The 12,713-nt window shown below is 57.8% G+C and carries 9 protein-coding genes, 3 pseudogenes and 1 other annotated feature; of the genes and pseudogenes, 5 read left to right on the forward strand and 7 right to left on the reverse strand.

Annotated features, from left to right (window positions below):
- Positions 1 to 21: 21 nt before the first annotated feature.
- Entirely contained in the window at positions 22 to 285 is a 264-nt protein-coding gene (locus ACMX3H_RS02805; RefSeq protein ID WP_415209727.1) for a transaldolase family protein, read from the reverse strand.
- 203 nt (positions 286 to 488) lie between these two features.
- Here ACMX3H_RS02805 and ACMX3H_RS02810 point away from each other — a divergent pair.
- Together ACMX3H_RS02810 and yaaA are read left to right on the forward strand one after the other, a co-directional pair.
- Positions 489 to 1,956 (forward strand): annotated as a pseudogene (locus tag ACMX3H_RS02810) (alanine/glycine:cation symporter family protein).
- A gap of 58 nt (positions 1,957 to 2,014) precedes the next feature.
- On the forward strand, positions 2,015 to 2,794 hold the full coding sequence (gene yaaA / locus ACMX3H_RS02815) for a peroxide stress protein YaaA (RefSeq protein WP_415209728.1): 780 nt from the start codon (positions 2,015 to 2,017) through the stop codon (positions 2,792 to 2,794).
- A gap of 123 nt (positions 2,795 to 2,917) precedes the next feature.
- On the opposite strand, the gene thrC is transcribed toward yaaA, so the two are convergent.
- The 3 genes from thrC to thrA are packed head-to-tail and all read right to left on the reverse strand — an operon-like array spanning position 2,918 to position 7,604.
- Complete coding sequence (gene thrC / locus ACMX3H_RS02820; protein WP_415209740.1) at positions 2,918 to 4,207, reverse strand: threonine synthase; 1,290 nt, start codon at positions 4,205 to 4,207, stop codon at positions 2,918 to 2,920.
- A 3-nt stretch (positions 4,208 to 4,210) separates the two neighbouring features.
- Entirely contained in the window at positions 4,211 to 5,143 is a 933-nt protein-coding gene (gene thrB, locus ACMX3H_RS02825; protein WP_415209729.1) for a homoserine kinase, read from the reverse strand.
- Between the two features lies 1 nt (position 5,144).
- Positions 5,145 to 7,604 carry a bifunctional aspartate kinase/homoserine dehydrogenase I gene (gene thrA, locus ACMX3H_RS02830; RefSeq protein ID WP_415209730.1) on the reverse strand — a complete coding sequence of 820 codons (2,460 nt, stop codon included), beginning with the start codon at positions 7,602 to 7,604 and terminating at the stop codon, positions 5,145 to 5,147.
- A 26-nt stretch (positions 7,605 to 7,630) separates the two neighbouring features.
- Positions 7,631 to 7,750: a sequence feature (Thr leader region), on the reverse strand.
- A 932-nt stretch (positions 7,751 to 8,682) separates the two neighbouring features.
- On the opposite strand from thrA, the gene arcA reads away from it, so the two are divergent.
- Positions 8,683 to 9,399 (forward strand): two-component system response regulator ArcA, encoded by a 717-nt coding sequence (arcA, locus tag ACMX3H_RS02835; RefSeq protein WP_415209731.1) that lies wholly within the window; start codon positions 8,683 to 8,685, stop codon positions 9,397 to 9,399.
- A 185-nt stretch (positions 9,400 to 9,584) separates the two neighbouring features.
- Here the strand turns inward: arcA and creA are convergent, their stop codons facing one another.
- A complete protein-coding gene (gene creA / locus ACMX3H_RS02840; RefSeq protein WP_415209732.1) occupies positions 9,585 to 10,067 on the reverse strand; it encodes a protein CreA in 483 nt (160 codons plus the stop codon).
- A gap of 179 nt (positions 10,068 to 10,246) precedes the next feature.
- Between creA and robA the strand changes: the two are divergent.
- Positions 10,247 to 11,115, forward strand: a pseudogene (gene robA, locus ACMX3H_RS02845) (MDR efflux pump AcrAB transcriptional activator RobA).
- Here robA and gpmB read toward each other — a convergent pair.
- Complete coding sequence (gpmB, locus tag ACMX3H_RS02850) at positions 11,112 to 11,759, reverse strand: 2,3-diphosphoglycerate-dependent phosphoglycerate mutase GpmB (protein WP_415209733.1); 648 nt, start codon at positions 11,757 to 11,759, stop codon at positions 11,112 to 11,114. The pseudogene robA and the gene gpmB sit on opposite strands and share 4 nt — an antisense overlap.
- Positions 11,760 to 11,808: 49 nt before the next feature.
- Here gpmB and yjjX point away from each other — a divergent pair, with 49 nt between their 5' ends.
- Positions 11,809 to 12,345 carry an inosine/xanthosine triphosphatase gene (gene yjjX / locus ACMX3H_RS02855; protein ID WP_415209734.1) on the forward strand — a complete coding sequence of 179 codons (537 nt, stop codon included), beginning with the start codon at positions 11,809 to 11,811 and terminating at the stop codon, positions 12,343 to 12,345.
- Here yjjX and trpR read toward each other — a convergent pair.
- Positions 12,346 to 12,638, reverse strand: a pseudogene (trpR, locus tag ACMX3H_RS02860) (trp operon repressor).
- Positions 12,639 to 12,713: the final 75 nt, after the last annotated feature.

The raw sequence follows: 12,713 nt of genomic DNA on the forward strand, positions 1-12,713 counted from the left end.
GCCAATCTTTCTGAACGGCCATTACACCTTTATCAGTGAAGGGAAAGAACTCGATCTGGACGCTATGATTGAGGGACTGACGTTGTCATAAACCGTATGGCAAGTCCGCAAAATTTTGGCGGCTTTCCGCTTACAACCCCGGTATTCCGGGATTTGGGCGGCGTTAAGAATAAGCGACGGGTTGGTGGTCGCATCCTGAGGCTGATAGCGCTTGATGGCGGTAATATCGCCGGTATCGGCCACAACTGTGGTCATTTTACGCAGGGAACTGAGTTTGTCTGTCATAATCATGGTCTCATGTTGTCGCGTGTATCACGAAGCGGGCAGTGCAGCGCGAGAATGATAACACGGGCGGCGGCGGTGAAAAGCGGCCGGACGCGGGCTTTTACCTGTCGCACCTATCGATGAAATCATGCGTAAAATGGGTAAAATAAGCGCCCAGACCCTACAACACCCAGCTGGGACGCTGGAGCGGGAGAAAAGGAACGATGGCTGAGCTATTGAATTTTATCAATAACCTGTTATGGGATTCACTATTAATTTATCTGTTGTTGGGTACCGGGATTTGGTTCACGCTGCGCACCGGTTTCATCCAGATACGCCATTTCTGCCATACCTTCACTATCCTCAAAGATTTAGGAACGCGCGGCGGCGGCGGCATTTCGCCGTTCCAAGCGTTATGCACCTCTCTTGCCGTCCGTATCGGTTGCGGTAATTTGATGGGCGTCGCCATCGCCTTGATCCTGGGTGGGCCGGGCGCCATCTTCTGGATGTGGCTGGCGGCGTTGATTGGCATGGCGACCGCCTTTGCGGAAAGCACCCTGGCACAGTTGTACAAAATACGCGACACCTGCGGCGGGCCGGCCTGGTATATGGCCAACGGGCTCGGCCTGCGCTGGATGGGCACGCTATTCACCCTCTTTTTGCTGGCGGGCTATGGCGGCTTTTTCAGCGCCGTGCAGGCCAATGCGATTACGCTATCGGCACAGCAATTATCCGGTATGGGCCGCTGGCCGATTACCCTGGCGCTGCTTATCTTGTGCGCGGCGGCTATTTTCGGCGGCCTGCGCGCCATTGCCCGCTTGACCCAATGGCTGGTGCCGGCCATGGGCCTGCTGTACTTGCTGCTGGCGGGCTGGGTGGTGCTGCACCACTGGCACCAGATCGCGGCGGTGGCCGCGCTGGTGTTCAATAGCGCCTTTGGCCTGCCGGTGGCCGCCTCTGGGCTGGTGGGTTATGGCCTAGCGCAGGCGATTTTCCAAGGAGTACAGCGCGGTCTGTTCTCTAACGAAGCGGGCACCGGCTCGGCGCCGAATATCGCCGCCGCCGCCGCGCCCTGGCCGCCGCATCCCGCCTCACAGGGCTATATCCAGATGCTGGCGGTATTTATACGACACACTGGTGATATGCAGCGCCACGGCGGCGATTATCCTCACTTCCGGCACGCTCGAACACGCGCACGCCGATATTCACGGCATCGCGTTGATTTATCAATCGCTGGCCACGGTGACGGGGCATTGGAGCATGCCGCTACTGATGGCGCTGGTGTTTGTGTTCTCCTTCGCCGCCATTATTGGCAATTACGCCTATGCGGAGAGCAGCCTGCGCTTTTTCGTGCCACAACCGGTGAAGCTGAAATGGCTGCTGCGTCTGTTGACGCTTAGCATGGTGCTATTTGGCTGCGTGGTGGAGGTCTCAGTGGTATGGCGACTGGCGGATCTGGCTATGGGCCTGATGACGATAACCAACCTTATCGCCCTTTTGTTGCTGTCGCCGGTCGTGTTGATGCTGGCGAATGATTACAATAGCCAGCGCGCCATCGGTAAACTGCCGACTTTTTATGTGGTGAATTTTCCCGCTATCGCGCCGCAGCGGGCGCCGGATCTATGGGTACGGCCGGCGACGCCGCGCGATAAAAACAGCCGGGCAGCCGCGCCGAGCCCCCGCGATGGCTAGAACGCGCCGCCGTGGCATGACCGGCGACCATATTTTTTCGCTTTAACAGGAACCCGCAATGCTAATGGTTATTTCTCCGGCGAAAACGCTGGATTATCAAAGTCCGCTAGCGACCCGTCGCTACACACAGCCGGAATTGCTGCCCCAGTCGGCGGCGCTTATCGACGTGTGCCGGCAGCTGACGCCGTCGCGTCTCGGCACATTGATGGGTATCAGCGATAAACTGGCCGATCTGAACGCCGCCCGCTTCCAGGCCTGGCGAACGCCGTTTACCCCCGACAATGCGCGCCAGGCGATACTGGCTTTTAAAGGGGATGTCTATACCGGTCTGGGGGCGGAAACCTTCAGCGAGGCGCAATTCGATTTTGCCCAGCGGCACCTGCGGATGCTGTCAGGGCTGTACGGCGTATTGCGCCCGCTGGATTTGATGCAGCCCTACCGGCTGGAGATGGGGATCCGCCTGGCCAACCCGGCCGGTGCCGATCTGTATCGCTATTGGGGCGCCGCGCTAACCGATAAATTGAACCAGGCGCTGGCGGAACAGGGCGACCAGATCCTGATCAATCTGGCTTCGGACGAATATTTCCGCGCGGTGCAACCGGACTGCATCAACGGGCGGGTTATCAAACCGGTGTTCCTGGATGAGAAAAACGGCCAGTACAAGGTGATTAGTTTTCACGCCAAAAAAGCCCGCGGCATGATGTGCCGCTTTGTGATTACCGAAGCGTTGACGCAGCCCCGGTCCTTGCAAGCTTTCAATGCCGGCGGTTATCGATTTGACACCGCGGCGTCGAGCGAAAATGAGTGGGTGTTTAAACGACCGCAGCAGGCCGGTTAGCGCCACGGGGATAGCAGACGCCGGCGCTTCGCTATTGCCGGCGGCGCGGTACGCCCCAACCGCCTGCCCCAGACTATCGGCATCAAGGCAACCTAGGTCTCCCAAACTGTCGGCGGCGCGGCGCTATCGCGGCAATTCCAGCATGAAACGACGCAGGTCGCTGAACGACGCCGGCATGCGCGCCGACAGCAGCGGTAGCATCGCGCGTACCGCCAGCGCCGGCGGCAGCGGCAGATTCTGGCCAAGGATTGATTCTACCGATTCCTTAAACTTGGCCGGATGGGCGGTGCCGAGGAATAAACCGAACTCCCCGAGCTGCAGACTGTCGCGCAGCAGGCGGTAGGCGATGGCGGCATGCGGCTCGGAAATATAGCCCAGTCCCGCCAGCTCGCGCATCGCCTCGGCGGTTGTCTTATCGTCGACGCAGCCGTAGCCGAGCGTCGTCAGTTGCCAGTTTTTGCGCCGGAACAACTCCTCCACCCGCGGCCAGTTATTGGGCTGGCTAACATCCATCGCGTTTGACAGCGTGGCCACGGTGGGATTGGGCAGCCATTTTCCGCCGCTCAGAAACCGCGGTACGGTATCGTTAGCGTTAGTGGCGGTGATGAAACGCTTCACCGGTAGCCCCAAGGTTTTGGCCAGCAGGCCGGCGGTGAGATCGCCGAAATTGCCGCTCGGCACCGAAATCACCAATTGATTGCGCGCCTGCTGCGGCAACTGCGCCACCGCTTCAAAATAGTAGCAAATCTGCGCCAGCAGCCGGCTGATATTGATGGAGTTGGCGGAGTTCAGCCCCAGCGTTTGTTTCAGCTCTTCATCATCGAACGCCTGCTTCACCAGCGCCTGGCAGGCATCGAAATCCCCCTCAACCGCCACGGTATGAATATTGCCGCCCAGCGTGCAAAAGAGCTTTTCCTGCAGCGGGCTGATTTTGCCTTCAGGGTAGAGGATCACGACCCGCACATTCTTAAGCCCGTAAAACGCGTGGGCCACCGCGGCACCGGTATCGCCGGAGGTCGCGGTAAGGATGGTCACCGGCTGGCCCTGGCCGACTTCGGTAAGCATCTGCGCCATAAAGCGGCCGCCGAAATCCTTAAACGCCAGCGTCGGGCCGTGAAACAGTTCCAACGCGGCGATATCTTCGGCTACCGGCACCACCGGCGCCGGGAATTCAAACGCCGCCACCACCCGCGCCAATACGCGTTCCGGCGGTAATTCATCACCGATATAGGCCGATAAAATATGCGCGCTGCGGCTAACGAAATCCATCTCCAGCAACTCGTCTATCTCGGTCAGGGCGAATTCGGGCAGTTCCATGGGGAAAAACAACCCCTGCTGACGGCCAAGGCCCTGCTTGATCGCTTGGGCGAAGCTGACCTGCTCGTTGTGTTCCTTGATATTGTACAGTTTCATCATTTAATCCATCATTATACGGGCGCCGGAGGTATCCAGGCGGCAAATATGAACAAAACCTTCGTCGTTTTGCAGGTAGTGCTGCATCAGCCAGTCGGCGACGCGCGCCGCGGTATCCTGGCGATCGCAGATGGCAAAGAGCGTCGGCCCCGAGCCCGAGATACCGCAGGCCAGCGCACCAATATCACCCACCGCCTGGCGTGCATCGGCAAAGCCCGGCAGCAGCCGGGTGCGATAGGGCTCGGCAATGACATCTTTCATCAGTTTAGCCGCAAGCGCCGGCTGCCGGGTATGGCAGGCATGCACAAAGCCCGCTAGATAACGGCCATGGCTGATGCAGTCCTGGCGGCGATACTGCGCCGGCAGAATCGCCCGCGCCTCGGCGGTGCTCACTTTGATGCCCGGGTAGGCCATCACCCATAGCCAGTCGTCAAACCCCGGCACCGGCTGGCTGATGATGCCGTTCTCATCAAGCATCAGCTGCATGCCGCCAAGAAAACAGGGGGCCACATTATCGAAATGCACCCCGCCGGAAATGCGCCCTTCCATTTCCCCCATCAGCATCAGCATCTGGTCATCGTTTAACGGGCGGCCGCAATGGGCATTCATCGCCACCAGCGCCGCGACCACCGAACAGGCGCTGGATCCCAGGCCGGAGCCGATGGGCATATTCTTTTCCAGCCGCATGGCGACCGGTACCGTTTTACCCAACGCCTCGCAGAACCGCTGCCAGCATTGATAAACGATGTTTTGCTCCGGCTCCGCCGGCAATTTGTCGACGAAGCGCCCGGCGCTATGCAGACTAAAGACCTCGGCGCCCGTCACGCTGACGTAATCGCCCAGCAGCGTCCCATCCACCGGCGACACCGCCGCGCCCAGCACATCAAATCCCACGCTGACGTTGCCGATTGAGGCCGGCGCATCCACTTTAACCATGTTAAACTCCCAACTTCCATGACAGCGTGCGTAAAAGATCGGCGAAAACGCCGGCGGCGGTGACATCATTGCCGGCGCCATAGCCGCGCAGCACCAGCGGTAACGGCTGATAATAGCGGGTCGAGAACGCCAGCGCGTTTTCCCCGTCTTTTACCTTGAACAGCGGGTCGTTGGCGCCCACCGCTTCGATTTTAACTTTACAGCGTCCTTCGTCAATGCTGCCCACATAGCGCAGCACCTGGCCTTCGGCGCGCGCCTTCGCCACTCTGGCGGCGAATTCATCATCCAGGGCCGGCAGCCGCGCCAGGAAAGTCTGCACGTCGTCGCCGGCGTCAAAGCTCGCTGGGAGCACCGGCTCGACATCGATATCGACCAACTCCAGCGTATATCCCGCCTCGCGCGCCAGAATCAGCAGCTTGCGCGCCACATCCATACCGGACAGATCATCGCGCGGATCGGGTTCGGTGTATCCGTTGCCGTGCGCCAGAAGCGTTGCCGCCGACAGCGACATACCGTCGTCCAGTTTGCCGAAAATAAATGACAACGAGCCGGAAAGAATACCGGAAAACCGGGTCAACTCGTCGCCGGCGTTCAATAAGTTCTGTAAATTTTCGATAACCGGCAAACCGGCGCCGACGTTGGTATCATAAAGAAATTTACGGCGCGAGGCCGCGGCCGCGGCGCGCATTTGATGGTAATAATCCATTGAGGCGGTATTGGCTTTTTTATTCGGCGTCACCACGTGGAAGCCGTCCGCCAGGAAATCCGCATACTGGTTGGCCACCGCCTCGCTACTGGTGCAGTCAACGATGACCGGGTTGAGCAGGTGATACTCTTTCACCAGCCGAATCAGCCGCCCCAGGTTGAACTGCTCGCGCGCCTCGGCCAGCGCCCCCTGCCAGTTAGCCAGGTCGATGCCGTGCACATTGGTCAGCAGGGCGCGCGAGTTGGCTATTCCGCACACCCGCAAGTCGATATGCTTATCCTTCAGCCACGCGTGCTGACGGCAGATCTGCTCGATCAGCGCGCCGCCGACGCCGCCCGCGCCGATTACGAAGACTTCAATGACCTGATCGGTATTAAACAGCATCTGATGCGCGACCCGCACGCCGGTGGTGGTGGTGTCATTGTCCACCACCACCGAGATGGAACGCTCGGAGGATCCCTGGGCGATAGCGATGATGTTGATATTAGCGCGCGCCAGCGCCGCAAAAAGCTTGGCGGACAGACCGCGCTGCGTGCGCATCCCGTCGCCGACCACCGAAATAATCGCCAGGCGGGAGATCACATCCAGCGGCTCCAGCAGGCCGTCTTTCAACTCCAGGTAAAATTCCTCCTCCAGCGCCCGGCGGTCGCCCGCCAACTCATGCTGCGGCACGCAAAAACTGATGCTGTATTCCGACGAGGATTGCGTAATCAGCACCACGGAGCTGCCGGCGCGCGACATGGCCGCGAAAACCCGCGCCGCCATGCCGATCATGCCTTTCATTCCCGGGCCGGAAACGTTGATCATCGCCATATTATTCAGATGGGTGATGCCTTTGACCGGGTTACCTTCCTCGCCGCTGGTGGGTCCGATTAACGTGCCGGGAGCCTGAGGATTGGTGGTGTTTTTGATAAGACAGTGAATTTGGAACTGCGCGATGGGGACGATAGTACGGGGATGAAGAACCTTGGCGCCGAAGTAGGAAAGTTCCATCGCCTCCTGATAGGAAAGCTGAGTGAGTAAACGCGCATCCGGCACCTGATGGGGGTCGCAGGTATAAACACCGTCCACGTCCGTCCAGATTTCGCAGCAATCGGCGCGCAGACAGGCCGCCAGAACCGCCGCGGAGTAATCGGATCCATTGCGGCCCAGCACCACCAGTTCACCGCGCTCGTTACCGGCGGTAAAGCCTGCCATCAGAATAATGTGATCGGCGGGGATGGCAGCATCGTTGATGCGCCGGGTGGACTCGGCGATATCCACCGTCGATTCCAGATAGCCCCCCTGCGCCAGCAGTTTCTCCACCGGGTCGATGACCGTCACGTTGAAACCGCGCGCGCGCAATAGAGCTTCCATTAGCGCGATGGACAGTTTTTCGCCGCGGCTGATGATCGCGGCGTTAACGCTATCAGGGCAGTATTTCAGCAGTGAAATGCCGTGCAGTAACTGTTTGAGCTGTGCGAACTCTTGCTCCACCTGGCTACGCAGCGCCGGGTGATCAAACGCCGGCTGCGCGGTGACCAACCCGTCCAACAGCCGGGTAAAGATGTGTTCGGCGTCAAGGATATTCGGCTGGATATCAATGCCGTTGAGCGTACGGTCTATCATCATGACCAGGTGGTTGGTGATTTTGGCCGGCGCGGATAATACTGCCGCCACCTGTCCTTGGCGGCAATTACTCTCAAGGATATCGGCGACGCGGATAAAACGTTCCGCGTTGGCGACGGAGGTACCGCCGAATTTCAGTACTCGCATTTCTGTTTCATCTCCTGAATTAAGCTTAAAAAAAAGCCCGCACTGTCAAGGTGCGGGCTTTTTTCTGGATTCCTGTATGCGTCAGCCCGCGACGCTACCCGTGGTGGTATCGGTGGTGGTAATAATAATGGTGCCGTGGCTGAAGCGGGTACGCATGATGGTTGGCATTATCACTGTTTTTTATTAATACCCTACTGGTTAAAGCAATCAGACGTTAAAGTCAATGAATATCTGCTTTTGCGGCCCGCTGAACGACCCGAGTCGCACCGGCCAATATCCCGCCTGTGGCCCGAGCGCGCGCCGGAAAGTGCCACCATTGCCCATAATCCAGCCTAATATGCTAACTGCTACCGCAACCACGGCAGGAATCACCGGTAGGGGTTGACCGCCAATCAGACTTGGCGCCGCGTCGGGCACCCAGGAACGGACAGGGTGTGCCGTCAAGCCCGGGGCTAGGGCGAAATGACATAGTCACTTAAGTTATTAGACGAAAGCTATTGTCACTTGTGGAAAATGGCGGCAGGAGAAATATAATATTTCGTGCCATCGTCCCGCCAATTATAATGCTAATCGATAAGTAAAAGTTATCCATCAGCGCCAGGCCAAGCGCCGCGGCGCGGGCCCCCTGCGCCCTTATACCGCGAGCAGCGGCCGTTCTGTTGGGTTATTTTCACCTGGCCGCCCTGCCGGGTTAAACAATATAGGATAATGGTACATAAAGAGACGTGAAAGTTATCTAACGGGCCGCGCTGTTAATCTTGTCTGCAGAAATGGCACAGGTGCTAGGCTTTATTTTGATATACGTCAGCAAAATGCTATTTTCTTGAGTGGTAAATTCGGTTGACGCTGTTATATTGTTGTTAATAAGGGTAAGCTATGCAGCATTTAAGCCTGAAAAATCAGGCCCTGGATACAGGTGAGCGTCGCCGGTAACAGAGCGTTAATCACGATAGGGCACGATGGAAGTGCTTAGGCCAGAAGCCTTGGGGGATGCGTCATATTCCTCCGCTACCGTTAAGGACGACAGCGGCTTGAGTACCTCCTCTTTCAATTATGTTGGTAATTTTAGGTAGCAAACATGCAGACCCCGCACATTCTTATCGTTGAAGACGAGTCAGTCACCCGTAATACCCTCAAAAGCATTTTTGAAGCTGAGGGCTATATGGTTCATGAAGCTACCGACGGCGCAGAGATGCATCGCGCCCTGTCGGAACATGATATTAATTTGGTCATCATGGATATCAACCTACCGGGTAAAAATGGTTTGTTGCTGGCGCGAGAACTCCGGGAGCATGCCAGCGTTGCGTTGATGTTTCTTACCGGCCGCGATAACGAAGTTGACAAGATCCTCGGGCTGGAAATCGGCGCCGACGACTATATTACCAAGCCCTTTAACCCCCGCGAACTCACCATACGCGCACGCAATTTGCTGTCCCGCACCATGAATCTGGGCGGCGCTCTTGAGGAACGCAAATTGTTGGAAAGCTATAAATTCAACGGCTGGGAGCTTGATATCAATAGCCGTTCGCTTCTCAGTCCCCACGGCGAGAGTTATAAGCTGCCGCGCAGCGAATTCAGCGCCATACTGCATTTTTGCGAGAATCCAGGCAAGATCCAATCCCGCGCCGAGCTGTTGAAAAAAATGACCGGCCGCGAGCTTAAGGCCCACGACCGCACCGTGGACGTCACCATCCGCCGCATCCGAAAACATTTTGAATCGTTGCCGGATACGCCGGAAATCATCGCCACCATTCATGGCGAAGGTTATCGTTTCTGTGGCGATTTGGAAGAGTAGGCTACACCGACGACGGTGCCCTCCCCTGCGGGGCGGGCGACCGATGATCCTTTCGTCACCCACCGGTAAACGGCTTCGTGTCGCTCCCATCGGCTGCCGCCCGTTACGCCAGATAGCCCCGGCCGCCCGTTTCCGTTAAAGCCGAATTCCTTTGCGCGGGCAGATAGCGGCGCCGGGCAAGGCGGTTACGGACGCGATTCGCCCCAGGGAATAATCGGCACCGCGCTCAGCGCATTTTTGGGCGAACCTTCCACCACCCGATCCGAATAGGAGAGATACACCAGCGCGTTGCGTTTGGGATCATAAAAGCGTACCACCTGTAGGCGTTTGAAAATCAGCGATGTTCGTTTTTGAAACATGACACTGCCGTGCTCAGGGCGGCTTTTAATCTTGTCGCTTAGGGTGATCGGACCCACTTGCTGGCAGGAAATCGCCGCATCGGAAGTATCTTCCGCCAGGCCGAGGCCGCCTTTGATGCCACCGGTTTTGGCGTGGCTGAGATAACAGGTCACATTGGGCTCCTCGGGATCGTCAAACGCTTCCACCACGATTTTATGATCGGGGCCGCACAGCTTAAATACGGTGTCGACGGAACCGACCTCCTCGGCCCGGGCCATCCAGAGGCAGAAGGCGTAGCCCATCAGGGCGATAACGATTTTTTTATTCATAGTTCAGCGTATTTTCCTGTAGCACCCTTGAGGCCGCCGGGGCGAGGGCGCCGGCGGGACTGGTCAATATTAACTGGCAATAATAAGCTTATAAATCTTTGGCGACCTGTTAGCCAAAATATTGCTATTATGCGTCGACGCTTTTTTAACGACGCCTTCACCGCTTTCTGAGGATTATTATGGATCAAGCCGGTATCATTCGTGACCTGTTAAGCTGGCTCGATAGCCATCTGGACCAGCCGCTGTCGCTAGATAATGTCGCCGCCAAAGCGGACTATTCCAAATGGCACCTGCAGCGTATGTTCAAAGAAGTGACCTGCCACGCCATCGGCGCCTATATTTCGCGCGCGCAGATTATCCAAGGCGGCGGTGGCCTTGCGGCTGACGAGCCGGCCAATACTGGATATCGCGCTTCAGTACCGTTTCGATTCCCAGCAAACGTTTACCCGCGCTTTTAAGAAACAATTCGCCCAGACGCCGGCACTGTATCGCCGCAAAGAAGAGTGGGATTCCACCGGCATCCGACCGCCGATTCGTTTGGAACAAAGCACTCTGCCCCAGGCGGAGTTCATCCGGCTGCCGGCGATGGAACTGATCGGCGTCACGCAAAGTTACACCTGCACGTTGGAGCAGCTCAGCAGCTTCCGTACCGAGCTGCGCATCCATTTCTGGCGCCAATATCTCGGCGAGGCCAAATGTCTGCCGCCGACCCTGTACGGCCTGAATCATAGCTGGCCCAGCCTGGAGAAAGAGGATGAGCAGGAGGTGCTTTACACCACCGCTATCGAGCAGCAGCACATGCCGGAAAATGTCCACGGTGGCGAACCCGTCCATCTGGATGGGGGGGAATACGTCCGCTTTATTTATCAAGGCCCGCCCCACGATCTGCAGGACTTCATTCTGTCGCTACGGCACCTGCCTACCGTCGCAAAGCCTGGTGCGTCGCAAGGGATGCGATATCGAACGATTCTTTCCCCCGGAGCGCAAACCGGACGCGGAGTTGCCGCACACTATCCGCTGCGAATACCTGATTCCAGTGCGCCGTTAACGCTGCAGTTCATCCAGGGCGGGCATATCCAAATGGGAAACATCGCCCGCCGTTTCCACCACCCAGCCAGGCGCCAGCCACGGGCTTTGTTGATAATCCATGCGGGAGAGAGAGCAGTTACGCAGCCGCAGCCGTCGTTCGGCATAGGCCGGCAGACCCAATACGGTGCTTATCAGACAGCCGAGCGCCATGCCGTGGCTGACCAGCAGCGGCGTACTGCCCGCCGGCAACGTCAGGCAGTGGTTGAGGGCGGCATGCATGCGCGTCGCCATTTCGGTCATCGACTCACCGCCCGGAATGCGCCCGCCTTCGGTGCCGTTGACCAATTGCCGACGCCAATTCTCTTCCTCGTCGGTCAGGGTAGCGATATCGCGGGTTTCCAATACCCCCATATCCAGCTCGCGCAACCGCGCGTCTACCGTCATCGGGCAGCCGCAGCCGGCGGCGATGATCTCTGCGGTACAGCGTGTACGGCCCAAATCGCTGCTGATAATATGGGTGATACCCAATGATAGGGCCCGTTCAGCGACCTGTTCCGCCTGGCGTTTACCCTTGGCGGTTAATGCACTGTCGGATTGCCCCTGAATACGGCGCAGCGCATTCCATTCAGTTTCGCCATGACGAACAAGATAAATCTGTAACATACATTTTTCCGTTATACTGCGTAAAAGAGACGGGAGTTAACCAGACACTATGTACAATGTAATCGCTGCCACCCACAACCCGGCCAAGATTGACGCCATTCAGCACGCTTTTGACGATACGTTCGGTCCGGGTAATTGCCGGGTGGCGGGCATTGATGTTGACAGCGGCGTACCGTCCCAGCCGATGGGCGATCATCAAACCCGCAGCGGCGCGCGCAACCGGGTGATGGTCGCTCGCCAGGTTAATCCTGAGGCGGACTTCTGGGTCGGCGTCGAGGCCGGCGTTGAAGATGATATGACCTTTGCCTGGATGGTGATTGAGAATGCACATCTGCGGGGTGAATCGCGCTCCGCCAGTTTAGTGTTACCTAATAGTATATTACAGGGAATCGCAGAAGGGCGAGAATTGGGTCATGAAATGGCACGATTAACCGGTATTGAGGACATTAAGCGCCGTAGCGGCGCCATTGGCGTGTTCACGGAAGGCCGTCTGACGCGCAGCAGCGTGTACCATCAAGCGCTGTTACTGGCGCTGGTGCCTTTCCATAACGCGATATTTCAAGGACCTCGCCGGCCGCGCAACTAACTAGACCGGCGGATTCAGCAACTGCTGCATCAGCCAGCGTTTCAGCTCCGGCGGCGCCGACTTCAGGCTGTTCGATCCCCGGGTGATGGTCGCGATACCGGTTCCAAGCTCATTTTTCAGTTCCCGCTGGCTGACGTCACCGGCCAGCAGGACTTGAATAATGCGGATACGCGTCGCCAGCGCCTCGCGTTCGTCGGGCGTAAGCATCAGCAGAGCTGCAACAGCGGCACGTGCAGCTCGTCAGCGTAGGCCTGGCCCAGCAGGCGGGCAAAGGTCCGCCAGTCCTGCTCCAGCCTATCGGCGCCCTCGCCGGCGGTGGAAGATGTCGCGTTTATAAGCTACCGCCATACCATTTAACTAGTACAGAA

The sequence above is a fragment of the Sodalis sp. (in: enterobacteria) genome (assembly GCF_047607725.1).
GTDB lineage: Bacteria > Pseudomonadota > Gammaproteobacteria > Enterobacterales > Enterobacteriaceae > JBLKSS01.